This window comes from Chitinophaga qingshengii (assembly GCF_014529935.1).
Taxonomy (GTDB): domain Bacteria; phylum Bacteroidota; class Bacteroidia; order Chitinophagales; family Chitinophagaceae; genus Chitinophaga; species Chitinophaga qingshengii.
Window position 1 is genome coordinate 389,082 of record NZ_JACVFC010000004.1, and the last position, 23,849, is coordinate 412,930.

20 protein-coding genes and 1 pseudogene are annotated in these 23,849 nt (G+C 49.2%); 9 read left to right on the plus strand and 12 right to left on the minus strand.

Features of this window, described 5'->3' with window-relative positions:
• The first annotated feature begins 7 nt into the window (after positions 1–7).
• Positions 8–1,354 carry a 2'-5' RNA ligase family protein gene (locus ICL07_RS32495; RefSeq protein WP_246485169.1) on the plus strand — a complete coding sequence of 449 codons (1,347 nt, stop codon included), beginning with the start codon at positions 8–10 and terminating at the stop codon, positions 1,352–1,354.
• A 207-nt stretch (positions 1,355–1,561) separates the two neighbouring features.
• On the opposite strand, the pseudogene ICL07_RS26065 reads toward ICL07_RS32495, so the two are convergent.
• The 3 genes and pseudogenes from ICL07_RS26065 to ICL07_RS26075 form a co-directional block, all read right to left on the minus strand.
• Positions 1,562–2,319 (minus strand): annotated as a pseudogene (locus tag ICL07_RS26065) (head GIN domain-containing protein).
• Between the two features lie 139 nt (positions 2,320–2,458).
• Positions 2,459–2,776, minus strand: coding sequence for a peptidase associated/transthyretin-like domain-containing protein (locus ICL07_RS26070; RefSeq protein WP_188090993.1), 318 nt, complete (start codon positions 2,774–2,776; stop codon positions 2,459–2,461).
• Positions 2,777–3,009: 233 nt separating this feature from the next.
• Positions 3,010–3,750, minus strand: a complete 741-nt coding sequence (locus ICL07_RS26075; protein ID WP_188090994.1) for a Bax inhibitor-1/YccA family protein — start codon at positions 3,748–3,750, stop codon at positions 3,010–3,012.
• 300 nt (positions 3,751–4,050) lie between these two features.
• Here ICL07_RS26075 and ICL07_RS26080 point away from each other — a divergent pair, with 300 nt between their 5' ends.
• Both ICL07_RS26080 and ICL07_RS26085 read left to right on the plus strand, forming a co-directional pair.
• Entirely contained in the window at positions 4,051–5,898 is a 1,848-nt protein-coding gene (locus ICL07_RS26080; protein WP_188090995.1) for a 2-oxoacid:acceptor oxidoreductase subunit alpha, read from the plus strand.
• Between the two features lie 184 nt (positions 5,899–6,082).
• Complete coding sequence (locus ICL07_RS26085; protein ID WP_188090996.1) at positions 6,083–6,673, plus strand: DUF6134 family protein; 591 nt, start codon at positions 6,083–6,085, stop codon at positions 6,671–6,673.
• A gap of 102 nt (positions 6,674–6,775) precedes the next feature.
• On the opposite strand, the gene ICL07_RS26090 is transcribed toward ICL07_RS26085, so the two are convergent.
• The 8 genes from ICL07_RS26090 to gldA all read right to left on the minus strand — a co-directional run bounded on the left by ICL07_RS26090 (position 6,776) and on the right by gldA (position 13,886).
• The gene (locus ICL07_RS26090; protein ID WP_188090997.1) at positions 6,776–7,969 is read right to left on the minus strand and encodes a Gfo/Idh/MocA family protein; all 1,194 of its coding nucleotides are present in this window, start codon (positions 7,967–7,969) and stop codon (positions 6,776–6,778) included.
• A gap of 89 nt (positions 7,970–8,058) precedes the next feature.
• Positions 8,059–9,267: a nucleoside permease gene (locus ICL07_RS26095; protein ID WP_188090998.1), complete on the minus strand. Its 1,209-nt coding sequence runs from the start codon at positions 9,265–9,267 to the stop codon at positions 8,059–8,061.
• Between the two features lie 114 nt (positions 9,268–9,381).
• Entirely contained in the window at positions 9,382–10,101 is a 720-nt protein-coding gene (locus tag ICL07_RS26100) for a YqjF family protein (protein ID WP_188090999.1), read from the minus strand.
• A gap of 38 nt (positions 10,102–10,139) precedes the next feature.
• On the minus strand, positions 10,140–10,787 hold the full coding sequence (gene nth, locus ICL07_RS26105) for an endonuclease III (RefSeq protein ID WP_188091000.1): 648 nt from the start codon (positions 10,785–10,787) through the stop codon (positions 10,140–10,142).
• Positions 10,788–10,868: 81 nt separating this feature from the next.
• Positions 10,869–11,084, minus strand: coding sequence for a hypothetical protein (locus ICL07_RS26110; RefSeq protein WP_188091001.1), 216 nt, complete (start codon positions 11,082–11,084; stop codon positions 10,869–10,871).
• 110 nt (positions 11,085–11,194) lie between these two features.
• Positions 11,195–11,506 carry an FtsB family cell division protein gene (locus ICL07_RS26115; RefSeq protein ID WP_188091002.1) on the minus strand — a complete coding sequence of 104 codons (312 nt, stop codon included), beginning with the start codon at positions 11,504–11,506 and terminating at the stop codon, positions 11,195–11,197.
• Positions 11,507–11,622: 116 nt separating this feature from the next.
• Positions 11,623–12,912, minus strand: a complete 1,290-nt coding sequence (gene eno / locus ICL07_RS26120; RefSeq protein ID WP_188091003.1) for a phosphopyruvate hydratase — start codon at positions 12,910–12,912, stop codon at positions 11,623–11,625.
• Between the two features lie 59 nt (positions 12,913–12,971).
• Positions 12,972–13,886: a gliding motility-associated ABC transporter ATP-binding subunit GldA gene (gene gldA / locus ICL07_RS26125; RefSeq protein ID WP_188091004.1), complete on the minus strand. Its 915-nt coding sequence runs from the start codon at positions 13,884–13,886 to the stop codon at positions 12,972–12,974.
• An 83-nt stretch (positions 13,887–13,969) separates the two neighbouring features.
• Here gldA and ICL07_RS26130 point away from each other — a divergent pair, with 83 nt between their 5' ends.
• Entirely contained in the window at positions 13,970–15,664 is a 1,695-nt protein-coding gene (locus ICL07_RS26130) for a peptidoglycan DD-metalloendopeptidase family protein (protein WP_188091005.1), read from the plus strand.
• Positions 15,665–15,686: 22 nt separating this feature from the next.
• Positions 15,687–16,148, plus strand: a complete 462-nt coding sequence (gene bcp, locus ICL07_RS26135; RefSeq protein ID WP_188091006.1) for a thioredoxin-dependent thiol peroxidase — start codon at positions 15,687–15,689, stop codon at positions 16,146–16,148.
• Between the two features lie 160 nt (positions 16,149–16,308).
• Here the strand turns inward: bcp and ICL07_RS26140 are convergent, their stop codons facing one another.
• Positions 16,309–17,859 carry an SUMF1/EgtB/PvdO family nonheme iron enzyme gene (locus tag ICL07_RS26140; RefSeq protein WP_188091007.1) on the minus strand — a complete coding sequence of 517 codons (1,551 nt, stop codon included), beginning with the start codon at positions 17,857–17,859 and terminating at the stop codon, positions 16,309–16,311.
• 226 nt (positions 17,860–18,085) lie between these two features.
• Here ICL07_RS26140 and porU point away from each other — a divergent pair, with 226 nt between their 5' ends.
• The 4 genes from porU to dut all read left to right on the plus strand — a co-directional run bounded on the left by porU (position 18,086) and on the right by dut (position 23,847).
• Positions 18,086–21,484 carry a type IX secretion system sortase PorU gene (gene porU / locus ICL07_RS26145; RefSeq protein ID WP_188091008.1) on the plus strand — a complete coding sequence of 1,133 codons (3,399 nt, stop codon included), beginning with the start codon at positions 18,086–18,088 and terminating at the stop codon, positions 21,482–21,484.
• Between the two features lie 107 nt (positions 21,485–21,591).
• Complete coding sequence (gene porV, locus ICL07_RS26150) at positions 21,592–22,767, plus strand: type IX secretion system outer membrane channel protein PorV (RefSeq protein WP_188091009.1); 1,176 nt, start codon at positions 21,592–21,594, stop codon at positions 22,765–22,767.
• 127 nt (positions 22,768–22,894) lie between these two features.
• Positions 22,895–23,383 carry a 2-C-methyl-D-erythritol 2,4-cyclodiphosphate synthase gene (gene ispF, locus ICL07_RS26155; protein WP_188091010.1) on the plus strand — a complete coding sequence of 163 codons (489 nt, stop codon included), beginning with the start codon at positions 22,895–22,897 and terminating at the stop codon, positions 23,381–23,383.
• 20 nt (positions 23,384–23,403) lie between these two features.
• The gene (dut, locus tag ICL07_RS26160; RefSeq protein WP_188091011.1) at positions 23,404–23,847 is read left to right on the plus strand and encodes a dUTP diphosphatase; all 444 of its coding nucleotides are present in this window, start codon (positions 23,404–23,406) and stop codon (positions 23,845–23,847) included.
• Positions 23,848–23,849 lie beyond the last annotated feature (2 nt).

Here is a 23,849-nt window from a genome sequence, read left to right on the forward strand (position 1 = left end):
AAGTAAGATGAATTTTGAGAGAAACGAACGCCCCCGCAGGCCCTACTCTTCTGATACCAACAAAGAGAATGATCCCAACAAGGAGAGAGGTGACTACAGACCCAACTTAAACAATGAGCGGGAGGGTGGAAAACCCGATTACAACGGTGGAGACAGCACAGAGCGTCGTCCACGTACTGAGTACAATCGCGAGGGTGGGTATCGCCCCCGTACAGACTACAACCGCGAAGGTGGCGGTGGTTACAATCGTGAAGGTGGCTACGATCGTGGCGGCGGCGGATATGACCGCGGCGGCGGTGGTGGTTATGATCGCGGTGGTGGCGGCGGCTATGACCGTGGTGGTGGATACGACCGTGGCAACGGTGGTGGTTACAACCGCGAAGGCGGTGGTGGCTACGATCGCGGCGGCGGTGGTGGTTATAACCGCGAAGGCGGTGGTGGCTATGACCGCGGTGGCGGTGGTGGTTACGACCGTGGCGGCGGCGGAGGCTACAACCGCGGTGGCGGTGGTGGTTATGACCGTGGCGGCGGCGGTGGCGGCTACAATCGCGGTGGCGGCGGCGGCGGTTACGACCGTGGCGGCGGCGGCGGTGGTTACAATCGCGGCGGTGGCGGCGGTGGTTACGACCGTGGCGGCGGTGGTGGTGGTTACAATCGCGGCGGTGGCGGCGGTGGTGGTTACGACCGTGGCGGCGGTGGTGGTGGCTATAACCGCGGTGGCGGTGGTGGCGGCTACAATCGTGGCGGCGGCGGCAGACCAAGACCAGGCGGCCAAAACAGACGCTTTGAACCCAAACCTGATAATAAAATTTACTTTATCGCACTGCTGCCCACTGCAGAAGTAGGTAAGGAAATCATTAAAATAAAACAGGAATTCGCAGAACAATATGGTCCGATGTACGCACTGAAAGTACTGCCCCATATTACCCTGCAGGTACCTTTCACCGCTGATCCTGCACTGGAAAAAGCCTTCTGCGATGAACTCACCGAGTTCGCCAAAACACAGGCTCCTTTTGAAGTGTCCCTGAAAGGATTCGGTACCTTCCCGAACAAACAGAACCGTGTACTGTTTATCAACGTGGAAAAAAGTGAAACGATGGCGGCTATGCATCGCCAGCTGATCAACTTCCTGCGTAAGGAATTCGGATTCAGCACCATGCTGGCACGTACCGGCTTCACACCGCACGTAACCGTGGCCTTCAAAGACCTCGACGACGAACAGTTCAACAAAGCCTGGCCGGAATATGAAAACAAGGAATATGAGGCTACTTTCAAAGTAAACAACCTCTACTTCCTGCGCCATAACGGCAAATCCTGGGAAGTACTGCAGAAATGCAAACTGGGCGGTGCATAATCATTTTGAGATTTATTGATTTAGATATTTAGTTATTGATTTAGCCATTTGGATATCGTTCCAAATGGCTAAATTTTTTGGTGCATAACACAATCAAATATCTAAATATCAAAATCCCAAAATAAAAAAGGGTTTCCGCTACAGCTGCAGAAACCCTTGCGTGTTGAACCGTGCATTACCACAGTCTAACAGTGCAGGTTATACGAATCAGATCTTTTTTACTTTACCTGATCCCTTAATATCTGTTTGTACTTTGGCAGGATTACCGGAATAGGTAACATCCCCGCTGCCGTAAATACCTACAGACAGCTGATTCCGTACGCTAACGGAATGGTCGCCGGAACCCCGGATGGTAATATCGGCCTGTTGGTATCCAGCTCCAGTGCGCTGATCTGGCCGCTGCCGTTAATGTCACTATTGAGGGAAACTGCCTTTCCTTTCATGTCGAGACTGCCGGAACCATTGATCCTGGTATGCAATTCCTGTACGGTCAACGCCAGCCTGGCATCGGCACTCCCATCAATCTGGTAGGCGAATTTGTTGCTTTGTAAGGTATCCTTATTATCAAGTGTGCCGGATCCCGCGAAATTAATGCGCTGATAATTGCGGCTGTGCACATATACCTGTATGGGTAAATGACGCCATAACTTAACATGGTTGCGTACCCGGATAAACAGCGTATTATCAGCGGTGCTGGTTTCTATGGCGCTAATAACATTGTCCTCCGCTTTGATTTCCACGGCAGCTGTGCTGTCCTGGATAAGATGTACTTCAAACGGACCGGCTATTTCCACTTCTGAAAAAGGAGAGGTGCTGCGGGTTTCCGCTACAACATGACCCGACCCGGCGATCTGGTCCCTGGCACAGCTGCTCAGGATAAGGGAGAAAATCGCCAGCATCAGTAATAACCAGCTTACACTGAGACTGGTGTAGGTTATGATAGCTTGTTTCTTCATAAAAGTCATTTTTAAAGGGGCCTATGCAAAAATGACGGCTGAAGAAACATTTACCCCTACGGGCCTGCCCAAAAAAAATAAGCCGGCCGTACAGACGTACGGAACCGGCTTTTGATTAACCCCTATGAAAACCAACTATTGCTCTTGATTAATTTGTCAGTTTAATTTCTCCCAAATCAGTGGCTCTTCCATCTTCTACTTTTACATCTGTAAGGGTAGCAGGTTTAAAAGGCGCTTTTGCACCTACAATAACGGTGTAAGTGCCTGATTTGGCGTTTTTAAAGCTAAAAGCACCGTCATTAACGGGTGATTTTAACGTGTCTGTTCCAGTGATAGCCAGTGCTTCAGTAGCCGCGTCTGCAGGTGTTACTTTTCCTGCAATACTACCTCCATCAATTCCTTTGAAAGCAAAGCTTCCAAACGCTACTGCTGCCAACGCCAACATGGTTACTTTCAATTTTTTCATGGCACACGATTTATACAGTTCAACAATAAAGATTACATGGTTAAAGTAAAGTTGTCAGCATTTATTTGCTATCGCTTTTTTGGATGTAAAGAACTGATGATAGTTTTGCAAACACGGTGCCATAAAATGGCGGAAAAATCTGCTTTAACAAATCTTTTGGAAGACATTAACAAAACAAAAAAAGTCTACCGGTTTACCGGTAGACTTTCTATATAAGATAAAAAACAGCTTGTTTATCTCCTGTTCAATTTGCTCAGCAAACGCAGGATTTCCAGGTACAGCCATACCAGGGTTACCAACAGGCCGAAAGAAGCGTACCATTCGAAATACTTCGGTGCGCGCATGTTAACACCCTGCTCAATCATGTCGAAGTCCAGGATCAGGTTCAGCGCTGCAATAGCCACTACCACTACGGAGAAGCCTATACCCATCAGCCCACTGCTGTGGATCAGCGGCATATCGATATGGAATAAACGCAGTACCAGGGCAATCAGGTAAAAGATACCGATACCCAGAGTGGCGGTCATAACGATGGATTTGAAACGTTCAGTCGCGCGGATCACACCAGTGCGGTACAATACCAGCATCGCGATAAAGGTACCAAAAGTGAGACCTACCGCCTGCAATACGATACCCTGCCATTGTGCGTTAAACATAGCAGAAATACCACCGAGGAAAAGACCTTCTGCCAGCGCATAGGCAGGGGCCAGGTAACCGGACCATTCTTTCTTAAAAATGATAACCAGTGCCAGTATAAAACCACCAATGGCGCCGCCGATTACTAACGGGAACACATTAGCACTACCTTTTAAAAATTGACCGTAAGAGAAAACTGCTGCTGCCATCAGCATGATCAGCAGGAAAGACATTTTGTTAACAGTACCACGGATGCTCATGGTAGCGCCATCAGAATGAGCAGCCTTGTCAAAAATACTTTCTTTGAGTACAGGGTTGTTCGATTGAAACAGTGCCATAAAATATAGTTTAAAAATTATTAACGGAATAAAAATACGATTTGATTTGAGAACCAACGCATCCCATCACCGAATTTGTATTAAAATTAGCATTTATTTAGCCAATAACCTGTGGTTATCACCCATAACAAGAAGTAATGTAAACGGCGCTTTCTGGCGATAATAGTCTACTGTATTTGTGTACTTTTGTGGGAAATAAACATGATTTTGCGCAGGTTTGGTATATAACATCTGCCGATTGCCTAAATTTACACCTTTATACAGAATACCTTATACTAAGATACCTTAAAAGAATAATAGATGTCCAATACTTCGATTCAACAACTGGATGATGTAGTGATAAAATTTGCGGGCGATAGTGGAGACGGGATGCAGTTGACAGGTAGCCAGTTTTCCAATAATACCGCGCTGATCGGGAATGACCTGAGCACATTTCCGGACTTCCCCGCCGAAATACGGGCCCCACAGGGTACCCTGCCGGGCGTGAGCGGTTTCCAGCTTCACTTTTCCTCTAACCGTATATTTACACCAGGCGACGCCTGCGACGTACTGGTGGCCATGAATGCCGCTGCCCTGAAAGCTAACCTGAAAGGCCTCAAAAAAGGCGGTATCATCATCGCCAATACCGACGGCTTCGATGCCAAAAACCTCCGGCTGGCCAACTACCCGGAAGGGGTAAACCCACTGGAAGACGGTTCCCTGGTGAACTACCAGCTCCATACCATGGACGTCACCAAAATGACCCGCGAAGCGCTGAAAGAGACTACCCTGGGTATGAAAGAGAAAGACCGCGCCAAAAACATGTTCGTGCTGGGCTTCCTCTACTGGCTGTATGACCGTAATATGGACAACACGGAAACTTTCCTGCAGGAAAAATTCGGCAAAAAACCGGAAATCCTGGAAAGTAACCTCAAAGTGCTGCGCGCCGGCTACCACTTCGCCGACACGGTGGAAGCCTTTACTACCCGTTACCGGGTGGAGAAAGCCCGTATGGAACCGGGTACCTACCGTAGCATCACCGGTAACACCGCCCTGGCCTACGGCCTGGTGGCTGCCTCCCAAAAAGCAAATCTGCCGATATTCCTGGGTACCTATCCCATTACACCGGCCTCTGATATCCTGCATGAACTGAGCCGCTTCAAAAACTTCGGTATCCGCACCTTCCAGGCGGAAGACGAGATCGCCGGCATCACGTCTGCTATCGGCGCCTCTTATGGCGGCCATATGGGCATTACCACCACCTCCGGTCCGGGTATGGCCCTGAAAGGTGAAGCGATGGGCCTGGCCGTTATGCTCGAAATTCCCCTGCTGATCGTGGATATTCAACGCGGCGGTCCGTCTACGGGCTTACCTACCAAAACAGAACAATCTGACCTCCTGCAGGCTTATTATGGCCGCAACGGGGAATGCCCGATGCCGATCATTTCTACCTCCACGCCGGCTGATTGTTTCTCCGCTGCTTTTGAAGCTTTCCGCATTTCGGTGCAACATATGACACCGGTGATTCTCCTGAGTGACGGCTACATCGCCAACGGCGCTGAGCCCTGGCGTTTCCCGAAAACAGCCGACCTCCCCGCTATCGAGGTGAAATTCAAAAAACAACTCGAAGAAGGAGAAGATACCTTCCTGCCTTACCACCGCGATGAAAACCTGGTCCGCCCCTGGGCTGTTCCCGGCACACCCGGACTGGAACACCGCATCGGTGGCCTGGAAAAACAAAATATTACCGGTAATGTGAGCTACGATCCGGAAAACCACGAACTGATGGTGAAAATCCGCCAGGAAAAGGTAGACAAGATAGCTGATCATATTCCGCTGCAACAAATAGAAGTAGGCCCGGAAAAAGGAAAGGTACTGGTGCTGGGCTGGGGCTCCACCTTCGGCGTAATTAAAAGCACCGTGCTGGAACTGCTGGCGGAAGGCCATCAGGTGGCACATGCCCATATCCGCCACATGCGCCCGTTCCCTAAAAACCTGGGTGAAATCCTCCACAGCTACGATAAAGTACTGATCCCGGAAATCAATAATGGTCAACTGATCAAGATCATCCGCGATCAATTCCTGATCGATGCACAGGGGTACCATAAAATCATGGGCGTTCCCATCACCAAAGGAGAACTCCTTACCCGCATTAAGGAAATGTTATAAGTTAAGATTCGTTTATACATGCATAGGCCAGGGGCGCAGCGAAGCTAGTCTTCACTGCGCCCCTGGCCGTTGTATCGTAGGGAATACACCAAACTTCCGGGATTTTTCGTACTTTCAATAAGGGGACTATTACAGCTACCTCCCCCTTGGTGTTATTTTTTTTCTGGTTTAAGTTTCCTGATTTATGAAATACCTTTTTCGTGTATTGTTATGCGTTGCAACGGTAGCTGTATTCTACCTCCCGGTACGGGCACAGAAGACGACTTTTGAAGTCCGGATTGCCAATCATGCAGTGGGAACTATCGAAGCACAACGTAAAGTAAGTGGCGCTGCTAAAAGCATCACCATTAAAACCCGCATCCAGACACTGCTGGCAAAGGTCAACAGCGATATCCTGAATGAGTACGATAACAACGTGCTTACCCTCGCTAAATCTACCCGCGTGGCGGGAAAAAACGGGGAAGATAAGGAAACGACTACGCGTCGTAACGGAAACGACTATACGATAGTGTTGAACGGCGCCCGATCCGTGATCGATAACACAGAGATTGCTCATTGTGTGGCCGATCTTTATTTTTCAGAACCCAAACAGGTATCCCGCATTTTCTCGGAAGCCCTGGGTAAATTCCTGCCCCTGCACCCGCTGGGAAGCGGCCAGTATGAACTGGTACTGCCGGAAGGCAAAAAAAACATCTACAAGTATACGAACGGGGAATTGACGGAAGTAGAGGTTAACCACACATTCGGGAAAGCCCTGTTTATTAAAACGATCTAACTATTTTCAGATTTTTTGATTTACGATTTTTTGATTTCGGGGAAGGAATAACATTTTTTCTCCTACCCGAAATCAAAAAATCGTAAATCAAAAAATCGAAAATCAGGATATCGTCTGCTCTATTATCTGCCCGGTAGTCTTGTCTTTCAGGATCAGTTTTTTAGCGCCGAAGTGCGTCATTTCTTCTTTCACCAGATAGTACTGATCATTGTAATCCTGCAGGGTTTTGGCTTTGGTAACCCCTTCCTGGCCACGCCATATTTCCAGTTCTACAGGTTCCCATTTTTTGGAGGCGGCGCTTTTATAGGCGGCATCAAGAATAGCATTCACCACATAACCGTCATAGAAGGATTCACGGGGCGCTTTACCGGCTTCCATAGCGTTGAACATGTCGGTAAACATATGGTTGTAACCTAGTTCATTCAGCTCGTCACCTACGGGAAACAGCCAGCCGGTATTGCTTTCAGCTTTTTCGGCGACATAATCGGCGCCCTTGCCGGTGGTAAACATGTCGAAACCCGTACGCAGGAAGCTGTTGAGCCAGATAGTACCTTCTGTGCCCATTACTTCATCGCGGAGATCTAACCCGCCACGGAAAGTCCAGCTTACTTCAAACTGGCCAATGGCGCCGTTCTCATACTTGACCAGGCCAATGGCATGGTCTTCTGCATCAATCGGTTTTACCTGCGTATCTGCCCAGCACATCACTTCTACCGGCTTAATATCCTTGCCGATAAAACTACGGCCTATTTCTACGCAATGACAGCCGAGGTCCAGCATACAGCCGCCGCCAGCCTGCTCTTTGTCCCAGAACCATTCGCTATGCGGACCAGGATGCGTTTCGCGTGACTTGGCCCACAGGATACGGCCCAATGCGCCATCCTGTACACTTTGTAAGGCTTTCAGGAACTTAGGGGTATACACCAGGTCTTCCAGGTAACCGTGGAAGATACCTGCCTTTTCTACCGCTTCCAGCATACGTTTGGCCTCCTGCGCATTACGGCCCAGGGGCTTGGTGCAGATGACCGCTTTTTTATGTTTACAGCACAGGTTCACCGCTGTTTCATGCAGGTTGTTGGGCAGGGAAACGCAGACTACCCCGACCTCCGGACGGGCAATGGCTTCTTCCATATCCAGCGTCCAGTGAGCCACCTGGTAATCGTCTGCGAATTTCTTCGCACTCTCTTCCCGGCGGGAATAAATACTTACGATCTTATCCCTGCTACGTTGTCCTTGCAGGGAATCGGCATAAAAGCGCCCGATAAAGCCCGAGCCAAGCATTGCAATGTTTGCCATACAGTACGGTTTTCGTTTATTGAAATGAAAAAATGCAGCGAAGCCATGCCCCGCTGCATTTTAAAAGCGTATAAATAGAGACAGAAAAATCAGGCGGTTTTTTCTGTTGCTTTGTCGGTGAACAGCAGCATGAACAATACGAGTACCACTGCGGCAATACCGGCGGGAATCAGCCAGATACCATGCCAGTCGTGGCCTCCACTTGTTTTATAAGACTCTACGATAGGACCGGAGATCAGGAAGCCGATCAGCATACCCACACCATAGGTGGCCAGCGTAACGAAGCCCTGTGCGGAACTTTTAAATTCTTCACCTGCCAGTTTATCGGTATAAATCTGACCGGTAACGAAGAAGAAGTCATAACAGATACCATGCAGTACGATACCGGCAATCAGCATCCAGTAATTGGAATCTACATTGCCGTAAGCGAACAGTACATAACGCAGTACCCATGCCAGCATCCCCAGCGCGAGCATCTTCTTAACACCCAGGCGAACAAAGAACAGTGGCATTACCAGCATAAAGAACAACTCGGATACCTGTCCGAATGATTGTTTACCGGCAGCAGCATTCATCCCAATCTCATTCAGGAACGGATTGGTGAAGTTGTAATAAAACGCCAGCGGAATACAGATGGCGATGGAAGCCAGGAAAAACAGCAGGTAGGAGCGGTTTTTCAGCATCCGGATAGCATCCAGCCCGAGGATTTCCTTGACGGAAATCTCTGTGCCTTTTTTCAACGGCGGTGTTTTAGGCAGCGTAAAGCTGAACAGGCCCAACAACAGGGACGCGCCGGCAGCCATCTTGAAAGTGAGGCCCAGCGTATTGTTTTTCTCCCAGTTGAGCCAGCCGATCAGTAAACCGGCAATGATCCAGCCAATGGTACCAAATACCCGGATGGTGGAGAACTCTTTACTGGGATCACTCATCTGCCGGAAGGAGATGGAGTTTACCAGTGCCAGTGTTGGCATATACAGGACCATGTATACCAGCAATACAGGATAAAAGCTGTCGAAGCTGGTCATACCGGAGCAGGTCCATAACAGCGCTGCCCCAATCAGGTGAATAGCACCCAGGATTACCTGGGCGGAAATAAAACGGTCTGCAATAATCCCCACAATGAAAGGCGCGATAACCGCTCCGATGGATTGGGTGAGGAACGCAACGCTCACCTGGTTGGCGTTGGTGTCCTGCAGATTTTTTAATACGAACGTACCTAGTGTCACAAACCATGCTCCCCAAATAAAGAACTCGAGGAACATCATGAACGACAATTGTACTCTTACGGCTGATTTCATAACGTTTTTTTAGCTTTTTAAATGCATCTGAATGAACTGCTTAAGATAGCAAATTATTATAAATCGTATCGAAATTTATGATGGAAGAAAAAAACAACGCGGGTTTCCTGAAACTCAGGACCGTAGCTTCCTGCCATGCATGACGGCAATCGGGGAACCGTTGGCCAGCAGGGCAGATAAGGGAGCTTGTTCGAGTACAGGCCCGAAAGCCGGGCCATACAACCGGGAGGCATGGCAACGGTAGTCATATTCGATCACCGGATGGAGGTCCCAACGGGGATGGGCCACTTCATATTCACCGGTGGTCTGGTGGTTCAGCCGGGTATAGCCCCAATAATGTTCGGTGATAAAAGCGGCTTCACTATCTTCTTCCAGGGGGAGGGTGGTAGCGGAGGCCGTTGCTGCCATATAATTCGGCTGGCCGGCAACGTCCCATTCGTAGCGAACGTTGAGGGTGTTGTTATCTGGCTGATCCCACTGGTGGCGCATCCGGTGGGTAGCGTAGTTTTCTTTATAGAGGGTATTGGCTACCAGCGTGATGAGTGGTTTAGGCACCAGCTCCCGGATGAATACCACGCCGCGTTTCCACTGGCCCTGGTCTTTATAGCGCACATAAAAACGGAGGTTGACCTCTTCAAAGGTACGGTGACCGGGAAAGCCGATACCTTTTACTTTGGTATCCTGGAAGAGGAAGCCTACCAGGCTTACATAGTGGATGTTGTTCCAGGTATCCGGTTCGGTATGGGCCGGGAGGTAAGGCCGGAGCGTGTGGGCATCTGCGGCGAAGTTGAGCATGAGCAGGTTTCGCCAGCTGGCAGTCAGGAATGGGCGCATACGGATGATTTAGGAGACCGAATATACACCAACCGGAGTTATTGCGCCTTGGTGATCTGTTGATAATATTTACAGGCCGGACGCAGGCCGCATTCACCACATTTGGGATTCCGGGCCACGCAGATGTAACGGCCATGTAGAATCAGCCAGTGGTGGGCAACATGCACTTTTTCCTTTGGTATATATTTCAGCAGCTGCAATTCTGTTTGCAGGGGCGTTTTGGCATTGGTGGTAAGGCCAATACGGGCGGAAACCCTGAATACGTGGGTATCTACCGCCATATTGGGCTGCTGGTGCACCACAGAAGTGATCACATTGGCGGTTTTACGGCCTACGCCGGGCAGTTTTACCAGTTCAGCTACGGTGTCCGGTATTTCGCCGTTGAAGTCCTCCATGACCATCTGCGCCATCCCGATGAGGTGTTTCGTTTTGTTGTTAGGATAACTGATACTACGGATCAGGGGAAACAACTCATCAAAGGTTGCGTGACTAAGCGCTTCCACATCCGGATAACGTTCGAAAATGGCGGGCGTGGTCATATTCACCCGTTTGTCGGTACATTGGGCGGACAGGATAACGGCTACCAGCAGTTGATATGGATTATCATAAATCAGCTCGGTTTCGGCATTAGGCGTGTGTTGCTCAAAATAGCTGATAACGAATGCGAAGCGCTCTTTTTTGGTCATGCCGTAAAGATAGGAAAATGAAGCCGATAACCGTACGAAAGACGTTACAGTACAATAGACAGATCAGTAAGGCTCAATCGGTTATCGTTGCTCCGGTTTTTTGGCGGCGTAGTCAAAAATCAAGCGGAGCGTAGCGGCCCTGGGAGAAAAATGAACCGTGTCGAGGACGGCTTTGGTGTCCTCGAAACAAGCCTGCTCTTCCCGGGTTAATGTTAATGATGCTTCCTGTTGGCGTTTAAGATCGCTATCAGTAACAAGACACAAGGTGGAGAGGGTAGACAGTGTAAAATTACTCATGCAATATATATTTGATAAGAAATATCGTATCCTACTTTATAACGACAGAAACGTGCAATGTATTGTTAATTTAAGATAAATTTTTATGATTCACAAGGGGATAGAATCAATTACTGCCGGGGAGCGGGGGTAATAATGAACAGGTCTTCATTATCTTTCTTCATATAGTATTTTTCGCGGGCAAATTTCTCCAGTTTCTCAGGACTGGACAGCAGTTCCTGTTGTTCTTCCCGGGTTTGTCTGATCTCTTTGATGAAAAATTCCTTCTGGTTTTCCAGTTTGTTGACTTCTGACTGGAACTGATATTGATACATCAGGTTAGTCTTGTCCAGAAAGGCGATCCATACCACAAAAGCGAGAGCGGTAATAAAGAACTTGTTCTTTACATAGCGCGGCAGTTTTATGGATTTCAGAAAAGACATAATGCAATTTAGGGATTTTTTGATTTACGATTTTGGAATTTAATAGAGCGGGCCTCCGCTGCATTTCAAATCACTAAATCGAAAATCAAAAAATCCCTAAATAGAATGAGGAGGTATTATTTTTTTACGCGGATAGCGTTAGTAGGGTAGATCGCTACTTCACCCAGTTCTTCCTCGATACGGAGCAGCTGGTTGTATTTGGCCATACGGTCCGTGCGGGAAGCAGAGCCGGTTTTGATCTGGCCGCAGTTCAGTGCTACTGCGAGGTCAGCGATGGTAGTATCTTCTGTTTCGCCGGAACGGTGGCTCATGATGGAAGTATAACCGGCTTTGTGGGCCATGTTTACCGCATCGATGGTTTCTGTAACAGTACCGATCTGGTTTACTTTGATCAGGATGCTGTTGGCGATGTTTTTATCGATACCTTCTTTCAGGCGTTTTACGTTGGTTACGAACAGGTCGTCGCCAACCAGCTGTACGCGGCTGCCTACGGCTTCGGTCAGTTTTTTCCAACCTTCCCAGTCGTCTTCCGCCATGCCGTCTTCGATAGAAACGATCGGGTATTTGTTGCACCATTCAGCCCAGTAAGCGACCATTTCATCGCTGGTAATTTCTTTCTGGGAGCTTTTGTAGAATTTGTATTTTTTGGTTTCGTCGCTGTACATTTCGCTGCTGGCGGCATCCAGGGCAATAGCGATCTGTTCGCCCGGTGTATAACCGGCTGCTTTGATAGCTTCCAGTACAGTTTCGATAGCTTCTTCGTTGCTCTGGATTTCCGGAGCGAACCCGCCTTCGTCACCTACGTTGGTGCTGTAGCCTTTGCCTTTCAGTACAGTTTTCAGTTTGTGGAATACTTCCACGCCCCAGCGCAGACCTTCGGAGAAGGTGGAAGCACCGATCGGAACGATCATAAACTCCTGGAAATCAATTTTATTGTCGGCGTGTGCACCACCGTTTACGATGTTCATCAGGGGAATAGGCAGGGTGAATGCGTTAACACCGCCCAGGTAACGATACAGGGGCTGATTGCACTCTTCTGCAGCAGCTTTCGCTACGGCCATGCTCACCGCCAGGGTAGCGTTGGCGCCCAGTTTGGATTTATTTTCGGTTCCGTCCAGGGAAATCAGCAATTTGTCAATACCAGCCTGGTCGGTTACTTCCCAGCCGATCAGCTCTTCTGCGATGATCTCGTTAACGTTTTTAATAGCTTGTTGTACGCCTTTTCCGCCGTAAACACTCTTATCGTTGTCGCGCAGCTCTACTGCTTCGTGCTTACCGGTAGAGGCGCCGGAAGGAACGGCAGCACGGCCAAAGTGACCGTCTTCTGTGGTTACGTCTACCTCAATTGTAGGATTACCGCGGCTGTCAAGGATCTGCCTGGCATGGATTGCTGAAATAGTACTCATAATTCGAAAGTTATAATTGTTAGCTATTAGCGGTTAGCATGGGCGTTTAAACCCTGGGGTCAAACGCGTTTTGTTATTTCCCGGAAAATAGATTCCAGGCTTTGTGAATTGCTCTGCAAAGAAAGGATGTTCCGGTTATTAATCAAAGCAAATTGTAACAGGTTTTTTCTCACAGCGTCTACCTCATTGGTATACAATTGCCAGGTATTGCCTTCCAGGGCGGTTACCCGGGAAACGCCGGCTATCTGTGACAGCTCTTCCGCAGCGGCCGGTTCTCCAAAAGTTACCTGCAGGTAGCCACCACCGGCATTTTGCTGCTGGAGGTTGGCCAGCCGGTCATCTGCTGCTATTTTTCCTTTGTTGATGATGATCACCCGGTCACACAGTGCCTCTACTTCCTGCATGATGTGTGTGGAAAGAATCACCGTTTTATCGGTCCCCAATGTTTTGATCAGCTGCCGGATATCGGCCAGCTGGTTGGGGTCCAGGCCGGTGGTAGGTTCATCCAGGATCAGCACCTCCGGATCATGCAACAGGGCCTGCGCCAGCCCTACACGCTGTTTGTATCCGTTGGACAAAGCACCGATTTTTTTACCGCTCTCCGGCAATAACCCTGTCATCTCAATCACCTGGCGGATACGCGCGGCGCCGGAAGCGCCCAGCTGATGCACGCCGGCAATGAATTCCAGGAACTCTTTTACATACATATCGTAGTACAAAGGGTTGGATTCCGGAAGGTATCCTACTCGTTTGCGTACTTCGAGCGACTGGCTCACAATGTCGTAGCCGCACACACTGGCGCTGCCACTGGTAGGTGGCAGGAAACCGGTGATCATTTTCATGGTGGTGGACTTCCCCGCCCCGTTAGGACCCAGGAATCCGGTTATTTCCCCTTTCTTCAGTTCAAAGGAAATAGCGTCCACCGCGCGTTGTTCGCCATAGACCTTACTCAGTTGTGATACCAGGATAGACATTAGGATAATGATGTTTTGCGGCATCTAATGTACGGAAGAAATTACGTCCTTCAATTCCTATTTTTTTTCTACCATTGCATATTATGAAGAGAGTCATAGGCTTATTTTGCTTACTACCGCATTTATTAACGGCGCAATCCCTCCCTGAGAAGAACTACCCGAAAGGCTATTTCAGGAATCCCCTGGAAATCCCGATACAGCTGGCGGGCAACTTCGGAGAGCTCCGGCCCAATCACTTTCACTCCGGTATGGACATCAAAACCCAGCAACGGGAGAATATGGCGGTACATGCCGCGGCAGATGGTTATGTAAGCCGTATCGGTGTATCCCACACCGGTTTTGGCAATGTGTTGTACATTACCCACCCCAATGGGTACACGACGGTATATGCCCACCTGAACGCGTTCTTCCCGGCCCTGCAGGCCTACGTGAAAAAACAGCAATATGCTAATGAAAGCTGGGCCAGCGACCTGTCTATCCCGGCCGGTATGTTCCCGGTAAAGAAAGGCGAATTTGTGGCCTGGAGCGGTAATACCGGCGGTTCTGCCGGTCCGCACCTGCACTTTGAAATACGCAATACCCAAACAGAAAAGCCGCTGAACCCGCTCCTGTTTGGCTTTAATATCGCTGATACCCATGCACCGGACGTTTATCGTATAGCCATTTACGATAGAGAGCGCAGTATCTACGAACAACAACCCATGATACTGCCGGTGAAAAAAACGGGCGACCACTACACCACCACCCAACCGGTGATTAAAGTGAAAGCAGGCAAGGTAGGCCTGGGTATTAACGCGATTGACCGGATGGACAATGCACCCAATACCTACGGCATCTATGAGGTGTTCATGTACAATAACAATGTGCCGGATATCGATTTTCAACTGGATAATATCGGTTACGAAGAAACCCGTTACCTGAACGCGCATATTGACTATAAACTGAAAAAGGGCAATGGGCCTTATATCCAGCTGTTATTCTCCCTGCCGGGCAACGAACTGGATATCTACCACGACCTGAAAGGCGACGGTACCATTTTCCTCTCTGACGGAGAAGTACATGAGGTGAAATTACTGGTGAAAGATGCCTACGGCAATACTTCCACGGTAAAACTCAACCTGCAGCAGGGGGGAGAGGAAGCGCCGGAGAAAACCTGCGCCAATCCTATGTATCCGGACTCCCGCAATATCTTTGAAAACAACCAGGTGGAGTTCTACCTCGATGAACGGGCACTGTATGATCAGATCTGTTTCAATTACCAGGAGGTAGCGGCCACTTCACCTAAATATTATTCCAATATCTACCGGCTGCACACGCCGCTGGTACCTATACACGACTATTTTGACGTGCGGTTAAAACCTGCCAAAACAATTCCGGAATACCTGCAACCCAAAGTGGTGATGGTACGCGAAGGATTGGGCAGCAGCAATACTTCCGCTACGGTAAAGGAAGATGGCTGGTATAAAGGCTCTTTCCGTGATTTCGGTAACTTCCACCTGGAAATAGATACGGAAGCGCCGAAAGTAACGCCGGTAGGGGTGAAGCCAGGTGCTAACCTGTCTAAAGCCACTAAACTCTCTTTTGTAATGAGCGATGCCAGCGGTATCAAAAATTTCCGCGGAGAGCTGGATGGTAAATGGATCCTGTTTTCCCGCAAGGGTAACGTGCTTACCTATACGTTCGATGAACATTGTCCGGCAGGCAGTCACACCCTGGTGATGAAAGTGACCGATGTTGCCGGCAATGAAGGCAGCTATAGTCTTTCTTTCAAACGTTAATCTCTCAGAAAAAATTTAAAATATGACAAACTTAAAAGAAGGCGATAAAGCGCCTATATTCAAAGGAAAAGATCAGCATGGCAAAACCGTATCACTGACGGATCTGAAGGGGAAACGCGTGGTGCTTTACTTTTATCCGAAAGATATGACGCCTGGTTGTACGGCACAGGCCTGCAATCTGCGCGATAACTATAGCGGGCTGACTAAAAAAGGATATGAGGTAATTGGGGTGAGCACAGATAGTGAACAAAGCCATCAGAAGTTCATCGAAAAATATGAACTGCCTTTTACCCTGCTGGCCGATGAAGATCATAAGATCGTGAATCAGTACGGTGTTTGGGGCGAAAAACAGATGATGGGCCGCAAGTATGATGGTATTCACCGCACTACCTTCCTGATCAATGAAAAGGGCGTGATTGACCACATCATCAAAAAGCCGGATACCAAAAATCACACGGAGGAAATCCTGGAGCTCTGGTCTTAGTTCCCGCAAAGGCGCAAAGCAGCAAAGAGCGCAAAGACTATTTAAGCGAATATAGGAAAGCAAAGGAGCGAAGATCAACATTTGATCTTCGCTCCTTTGCTTTCTTATTTAGAACTTAAAAAAACTTTGCGCTCTTTGCTGCTTTGCGCCTTTGCGGGAACTATCGCTTCTGTCTTTGTTTTTTGAACAGGTTACCTGTTTTGAACTTGTTACCCTCAGGGCTGCCTACACGGTCCATGGCGCAACGGAAGCCTACGGTGTTGGTGGCCATGTCTTCCTGCATGTAGCGGCGGGTGCCGGGGGAGAGCCAGTAAGCCCGGTCGTTCCAGCTACCACCTTTTACTACGTGTGATTTGTCGTTGATGAGAGAGGTGATGCCATAGCCATATTCCACCTGAGAGAGGGAGTCACCATCGAGGTAGTTGATTACGTCACCTTTCTGGTAGTTAAGACGGTTGGCACTTTCTTCGTCGGTCACATCACGCATTTTCAGGTGACCCAGGCTGTCTTTTTCGAACTCTTTGTTTTCGTTCTGATAAACCGTCTGGAATTTGTTACCACGGAAGTAGTTAAAGTCTTCCCCATCGATCGGGTTGAGTGGTCTGTAAACGTCCAGTACCCATTCAGACACGTTGCCGGACATGTTATAGATGCCGAAAGTGTTGGGGTAGAAGGAGCGGGTAGGACCAGGGATGGAAGCACGGTCGTTCAAGCCACCGGCCACACCCATGTTATCACCGGAGCCACGCTTGAAGTTGGCCAGGAACTGACCTTGCATGGTACCACGGCGGATATCACGCAGGCCGCTGGTATTGGTGCCCCAGGAATATACCTGTTTGTTCATGATCAGCTCTTCCCCGTGTTTGCCTTCTTTTTTGGAAGGGCCGGGGTTTTGGCCGATATAGCCCAGTGCAGCGTATTCCCATTCTGCTTCTGTGGGCAGGCGGTAGTTCGGCAGCATCACACCATCTTCAAACTGGGCGGTACGAGGGGTACCATCCGCATTTTTGAACTGGTCTTTGGTAGACTTGGACATTTTACCGGGTGTACCTTCATACAGGCCGGCGCTATAGGCTTTGGTGTCAAAGGTGTTATCGTCTGACTGGTTGGAGATGTCTGCTTTGGAAAGCAGGCCTTTGTCCATCAGCATTTTTTCGTTTACACGGTTGGAACGCCATTTACAGTAGTCGGTGGCCTGTTTCCAGGTAACACCTACCACCGGATAGTCGTTGTACGCCGGGTGACGGAAATAGTATTCCACCAGGGGCTCGTTGTAAGCCAGCTCACTACGCCATACCAGGGTGTCGGGTAATGCGTTGCGGTATACGTCGGGGAAAGATTCTCCATAAACACGGGCCAGCCAGAAAAGATATTCCCGGTAGTGTACGTTGGCTACTTCTGACTCATCGATGTAAAAAGAGGATACTGTAATACGACGTGGAATGTTGTTCCAGTCGCCCATTACATCCTGCTCAGTAGCACCCATGGCAAAAGTACCGCCCTGTACAAACACCAGGCCCGGGCCGGTTTGCTGGTTTTTATTCTTGGCTACACTGAAACCACCCATTTTCTGGTCGTTATAGTTCCAGCCGGTAGCAGAGGAAACTTCTTTCTTTTTGCCGAAAAGTCCTCCACCGTCCTTGTGACAGGCAGTCATGGATAGCATTACGCCGGTACCTACGAGCAATGATAAAGAGGTTAATCTACGCATGCGATACAGCTTTAGTCGATTATATTTACAGTAAACGCAAATGTAATCTTTTTTATTTTATGGCGAAAAAAATTAATTTGTAATTCGCCCTCGCCATACCAGTTCCCGGAGACAGTCAGGAACAGTACAGCAGCGAAAAATAAGAGATATATTTCAAATTTTTATCCTATATTTTTTCTACATTACACCGGCCTTTCAGGATGGATGGTAAAGGGCTATCAAGATAATGAAACCTTCGTATATTTTTCCGGTACTCCTGTTATTTTTTCTATACCATTACAGGACAGCAACGGGGCAAACCGTACCCCGTACCTATAAAGACCATAGTGTGCTGGCATCAGGCCATTGGTATAAACTATCGGTGGCAGCTCCCGGTATCTATAAAATTGATATTTCCCTGTTGCAACAACTGGGGATAGATACCCGGCAACTGGCATCGGGCAGTATCCGGCTTTTCGGTACCGGAGGCCAGCTACTGCCGGAACCCAACAGTCAGCCACGCTACGACGACCTGCCGGAAGTATCCCTTCAGGCACAGAATGGGGGCGACGGCCAGCTGGATGGCAACGATTACCTCCTCTTTTATGCACCCGGCCCGCACCGCTGGCAGTGGGACCCGCTAAAACCAGGGTTTACCCACCAGTACAATCTGTACAGCGACGTGGCTTACTATTTCCTTACCATCGGTGAAAACGGCGCCCGTATCCGGCAAGACAACAACACCCTGCCGGCAGACAATAAAACAGCTGCTTTTGACTATCATACCTTTTACGAACGGGACAGCCTGAATTTCCTCAGCAGTGGTAAACAATGGTGGGGACAGGAATTTAGTAAGGTAATTGGCAACAGCCGCTCCTATGGCTTTTCCCTGCCCGCCCTGCCCCTGGGCCCCGTCACAGTTGGTTTCCGTGCGGCTGCCCGCGGGGCTACCGGCAGTAATTTTAGTGTGAGCCTCAACCAGACCACTGCGGCCAGCGCTTATCTGTTGCCCGTAGGCGGCAGCGTGTTTGAAGCCTTTGCCACCGCCGCTACCGGCGCCGGCCAGGCGGCAGTCACCAATGCCTCCCTGGATGTAGGTGTTACCTTCCAGCCGGGGGACCTGAACGCCAAAGGATGGCTGGATTACCTGGAACTAACGGCCCGTTGCCCGCTTAAACTCCCTGCCGGCGGTATGCTGGACTTCCGTTGTACCACTCCCGTGGGCCGTACACAGTATTTCCTGGCTAACGCTGCCGCACAAACGCAGGTGTGGGAAGTGAGTAACCCGCTGATGCCCTTACGTATGGCTACCCGGCTGCAGGCTGACACCCTGATATTTACGGGAGAAGCCGGACCACAGCGGGAATTTATAGCCTTTAATGCCAATGCGCTCCTGCGGCCAGTGCCTGCCGGCGCTATCGCCAACCAGGACCTGCATGGGTTGCCTGGGGCCGACCTGCTGATAGTCACCTGTGATGCCTTTCTGGCGGAAGCAGAACGCCTGGCTGCCTGGCGGCGTTCACACGATGGGTTAAGTGTCAATGTGGTCACCGCCACGCAGGTATTCAACGAGTTTGGCGCCGGTACCCCTGACCCGACAGCTATCCGTGACTATGTGAAAATGTATTACGACCGGGGCGATCATCCTAAATACCTGCTGCTATTTGGCGCCGCCTCCTACGATTACCGTCAGCGCCTGAAAAATAACACCAACCTGGTACCTTCCTGGCAAAGTGAAGCTTCGCTCGATGCCATTCATTCCTACGTATCAGATGATTTTTTCGGATTCCTGGATGATGCGGAAGATATCACCCGAACGGATATACCTAATCTGCTGGATATCGGTATCGGGCGGTTGCCTGCGCGCAACAACAGCGAGGCGAAAATGGCCGTGGATAAAATTATCCGTTACCAGCAGCCAGCAGCCTTTGGCCCCTGGCGCAACCGGGCAACGCTGCTGGCCGACGATGAAGACGATAACCTGCACCTGGAAGATGCTGAAGCGATGGGTAATATCATCTTTAAAAACAATCCGCTTCCCAACATCAGCAAAATATACATCGACGCCTATCCGCAGGAAAATACGTCAGCAGGCGTCCGCTCGCCGGAAGTCACACGGGCGGTCAATACCAATATAAACAACGGCACGCTGGTGCTGAACTACAGCGGTCATGGCAGCAATAACCGCCTGGCCGAAGAAACCGTTATGGACCAGAACAGTGTACGGGATTGGAAAAACGAACAGCAGTTACCGTTATTGATCACCGCCACCTGTGATTTTGCACCGTTCGATGATCCGGGTATAAACTCATTGGGAGCACAATTACTGTTGCAACAGCAAAGTGGCGCTATTGCTTTGATGACCACCACCAGGGCGGTTTTTGCCAATTCCAACCGCATTATGAACGCCAACTACCTGGAAGCTGCTTTCACGCCGCAGGCGGGAGGCGCCATGCGTAGTTTGGGTGCTGCCATACAGGAGGGGAAAAATAAAACCTACCGTACTTCCGGTGATGTGGTCAATAACCGTAAGTTCCAGTTGCTGGGAGATCCTTCCCTGATGCTGGCTTTCCCGAAATGGCAGGTGGTCACGGATAGTGTCAATGGCCGGAAGGTTACAACGGAAACGGATACCCTGAAAGGATTGCAACATTGTATTATCAAAGGACATATCGCCGATGCGCAAGGCAATATACTGCGGGATTATAACGGTACCCTGACGGCTACAGTGTACGACCAGCCCGTAACGCATCGTACGAGAGGCAATGACCCCCGCAGCCGGGCGGCTGATTTCCAGGTGCAGGAAAACGTATTGTTCAAAGGCACACAAACGGTTCAGCAGGGCGAGTTTACCATGGCCTTCACCGTGCCTGCGGACCTGCTGCCGGGAAAGGGAAAAGGGAAGATCAGTTATTACACCAGTAATGCCATCGCAGACGGAGGTGGTTACTTTGATGGCTTTATGACCGGAGGAACATTGCCGGGCGTACCGGCAGATGTAACCGGACCGGATGTAAAAGTATGGCTCGACAGCAAAGCGTTTATTAATGGAGATATGACGGGGCCGTCACCCTTGCTGATGATAGATCTGGCAGACAGTAATGGTATCAATGTATCGGGCAGTAATCCGGCACATAGCCTGGTAGCGATACTGGATAGTTCAGAATATTTAATTTTAAATGATTATTTTGAAGCATCTTTGGACAGTTACCGGGAGGGGCAGGTGCGTTTTCCGCTGGCAGGATTGACAACAGGACCGCATCATATTACCATTAAGGCTTGGGACACCTATAACAACAGCACTGTAAAAACGATCCGCTTTAAAGTGGCGACGCCGGGATCGCTGACGGTAGACGAGGTAGTCAACTACCCGAATCCTTTTTACGACGTAACCAGGTTTTCTTTTCTGCACAACCAGCAAGGACAACAACTACAAGTGGATTTACAGATATTTTCCATAGATGGAAAGTTGGTAAAGAAAATGCGTAGCACAATATTTTCGGGAACCAGCCGTTTTGATGGAATCCCCTGGGACGGCAAAGGTGATTCCGGAGCAAGGTTACCCGCCGGTATTTACATCTACAGGCTGATTATAGGCAGTAATGATCAAACCAGGGCATTGGGTGGAAAAATGGTATTATTATGACCTATGCATGGGAGAGCAGAATTTGGAGTAATCCCTTTATCAACCCCTTTCGTTTTTATATTAATAAATAAGTTTATTTTTACACCCTATCAAAATTCGAACGTTGCATGATCCGAAAGGTAGCTTTGAGCCTTGTGTTCATATATGGTACTTTCAACAGTTTAGAGACCTCAGCCCAGGTGACCAGAGATCAACTTGATGGTCGTCAAAATACAATCAATACAGCAGTACCTTTTCTCCGCATTACACCCGATGCACGAAGCGGTGCTATGGGAGACGTGGGACTGGCCATTTCTCCGGATGCCTCTTCTGTATACTGGAACCTTTCCAAATTGCCATTTGCAGATTCCAAAGCCGGCGTAGCGGCAACCTATACTCCCTGGCTGAAAGAGCTGGTGAACGACGTATTCCTGGCAACCGTCAGCGGATACACGAAATTGGATGAATACCAGGCTATTGGCGGATCGCTCCGTTATTTTTCACTGGGTACCATCAACTTCCGGGATGCGGGTAACCAGGACCTGGGCGATTTCCGTCCGCGTGAATTCGCACTGGACGCAGGGTATGCCCGTAAATTGTCCGATCACTTCTCTATGGGATTAACCGGCCGTTATATTTATTCCAACCTGGCCGGCGGACAATCCAACGGCAGTGCGCAGATCCGCCCGGCGAAAGCTTTTGCAGCCGATCTCTCTGCATTCTATACCAAAGATTTTGAAAAAGACGATGGCCTGTCCAACCGCTTGAACATCGGTGCAGCCATTACCAATATCGGTACAAAGATCTCCTACACCAGCTCTGCCCAGAACAAGGATTTCCTCCCCACTAACCTGGGTATCGGTGCTGCCTATACGTTGGCGCTGGATGAAAGCAACCAGCTGACCTTCGCGCTGGACATCAATAAATTACTGGTGCCTACACCGGATTCCACCGGAGCTTACAAGGAAAAAGGCGTACTGCAGGGAATGTTCAGTTCCTTCGGTGATGCACCGGGAGGCTTTAAGGAAGAAATGCAGGAGCTGATGTATTCCGTTGGCGCAGAATACTGGTACAACCAGATGTTTGCTGTAAGAGCCGGTTATTTCAACGAAAATAAATACAAAGGCAATCGTAAATATGTGACTGCCGGTATCGGTATCAAATACGATATTTTTGGCCTGAATTTCTCTTACCTGGTGCCTTCAGGTTCCGGTATCCAACGTAATCCGCTGTCAAATACACTGCGTTTTACCCTTACATTTGACTTAGGGCCCCGTGGCGAAGACAGCAGAACCGGCTGGTAAAAACAAATGCATAAATAACTAAATAATAAAATTTTAAATATATCAGGTCCCTCCGTTTTTTAGCGGGGGGATTTTATATTTAAAGCCTTACCTTGCGGATTGGCAAAAATGTTCTAAAATATAAGCTATGAGTAGTATTCGTATTGGTCTGGGAGTAGATTTTCATCAACTGGTGGAAGGCCGTGATTTCTGGATTGGCGGCGTAAAAGTCCCGCATCACAAAGGCGCCCTGGGGCATAGTGATGCCGATGTACTGCTGCACGCTATCTGCGATGCCATGCTGGGAGCGTTGTCACTCGGCGATATCGGTGTACACTTCCCGGATACGGACAATGCCTATAAAAACATTGACAGTAAAATACTGCTGACCCGCTGCGCACAGCTGATCGGTGAAAAAGGATATGGCGTAGTGAACGTAGACAGCACTTTGTGCCTGCAGGCCCCTAAAATCAAGCCTTATGTGCCGCAAATGCAGTCCGTGATTGCGGAAATACTGCGGATTGGCCTGGAAGATGTATCTGTAAAAGCCACCACCACAGAAAACATGGGCTTTGTAGGACGCGAAGAAGGGGTTACTGCCCACGCAGTTGTGTTATTGGAGAAAATCGCTAAATAATAATAAATTATCTTTGCCCAATGGCTGATATAATTGTGAAAATCATCAATAAGTCGGATAATGAATTGCCGTCTTATGCAACGGATCAAGCTGCAGGAATGGACCTGCGTGCGCACCTGGAGACGGCCTTAACGCTCCAGCCATTGGAAAGGGTATTGGTACCTACGGGCCTTTTTATGGAACTACCGGTAGGCTATGAAGCGCAGATTCGTCCGCGCAGCGGCCTGGCCTTTAAACAGGGCCTGAGCATACCTAATTCACCCGGTACGATCGATGCCGACTACAGAGGAGAGATCAAAATAATTATGATCAACCTGTCCAACGAACCACAAACGATACAACCCGGAGACCGTATAGCCCAAATGATCATCGCTCCCTATGTACAGGCGGTTATGCAGCCTGTGGAAGTGCTGAACGAAACCGTTCGCGGTGAAGGTGGCTTCGGTCATACCGGTAAATCCTGATA

Excerpts from the sequence above, each read along its gene's own strand:
- ICL07_RS32495 (WP_246485169.1), top strand. The coding sequence starts at position 8 with ATGAATTTTGAGAGAAACGAACGCCCCCGCAGGCCCTACTCTTCTGAT.
- ICL07_RS26070 (WP_188090993.1), bottom strand. The coding sequence starts at position 2,776 with ATGAAAAAATTGAAAGTAACCATGTTGGCGTTGGCAGCAGTAGCGTTT.
- ICL07_RS26075 (WP_188090994.1), bottom strand. The coding sequence starts at position 3,750 with ATGGCACTGTTTCAATCGAACAACCCTGTACTCAAAGAAAGTATTTTT.
- ICL07_RS26080 (WP_188090995.1), top strand. The coding sequence starts at position 4,051 with ATGTCCAATACTTCGATTCAACAACTGGATGATGTAGTGATAAAATTT.
- ICL07_RS26085 (WP_188090996.1), top strand. The coding sequence starts at position 6,083 with ATGAAATACCTTTTTCGTGTATTGTTATGCGTTGCAACGGTAGCTGTA.
- ICL07_RS26090 (WP_188090997.1), bottom strand. The coding sequence starts at position 7,969 with ATGGCAAACATTGCAATGCTTGGCTCGGGCTTTATCGGGCGCTTTTAT.
- ICL07_RS26095 (WP_188090998.1), bottom strand. The coding sequence starts at position 9,267 with ATGAAATCAGCCGTAAGAGTACAATTGTCGTTCATGATGTTCCTCGAG.
- ICL07_RS26100 (WP_188090999.1), bottom strand. The coding sequence starts at position 10,101 with ATGCGCCCATTCCTGACTGCCAGCTGGCGAAACCTGCTCATGCTCAAC.
- nth (WP_188091000.1), bottom strand. The coding sequence starts at position 10,787 with ATGACCAAAAAAGAGCGCTTCGCATTCGTTATCAGCTATTTTGAGCAA.
- ICL07_RS26110 (WP_188091001.1), bottom strand. The coding sequence starts at position 11,084 with ATGAGTAATTTTACACTGTCTACCCTCTCCACCTTGTGTCTTGTTACT.
- ICL07_RS26115 (WP_188091002.1), bottom strand. The coding sequence starts at position 11,506 with ATGTCTTTTCTGAAATCCATAAAACTGCCGCGCTATGTAAAGAACAAG.
- eno (WP_188091003.1), bottom strand. The coding sequence starts at position 12,912 with ATGAGTACTATTTCAGCAATCCATGCCAGGCAGATCCTTGACAGCCGC.
- gldA (WP_188091004.1), bottom strand. The coding sequence starts at position 13,886 with ATGTCTATCCTGGTATCACAACTGAGTAAGGTCTATGGCGAACAACGC.
- ICL07_RS26130 (WP_188091005.1), top strand. The coding sequence starts at position 13,970 with ATGAAGAGAGTCATAGGCTTATTTTGCTTACTACCGCATTTATTAACG.
- bcp (WP_188091006.1), top strand. The coding sequence starts at position 15,687 with ATGACAAACTTAAAAGAAGGCGATAAAGCGCCTATATTCAAAGGAAAA.
- ICL07_RS26140 (WP_188091007.1), bottom strand. The coding sequence starts at position 17,859 with ATGCGTAGATTAACCTCTTTATCATTGCTCGTAGGTACCGGCGTAATG.
- porU (WP_188091008.1), top strand. The coding sequence starts at position 18,086 with ATGAAACCTTCGTATATTTTTCCGGTACTCCTGTTATTTTTTCTATAC.
- porV (WP_188091009.1), top strand. The coding sequence starts at position 21,592 with ATGATCCGAAAGGTAGCTTTGAGCCTTGTGTTCATATATGGTACTTTC.
- ispF (WP_188091010.1), top strand. The coding sequence starts at position 22,895 with ATGAGTAGTATTCGTATTGGTCTGGGAGTAGATTTTCATCAACTGGTG.
- dut (WP_188091011.1), top strand. The coding sequence starts at position 23,404 with ATGGCTGATATAATTGTGAAAATCATCAATAAGTCGGATAATGAATTG.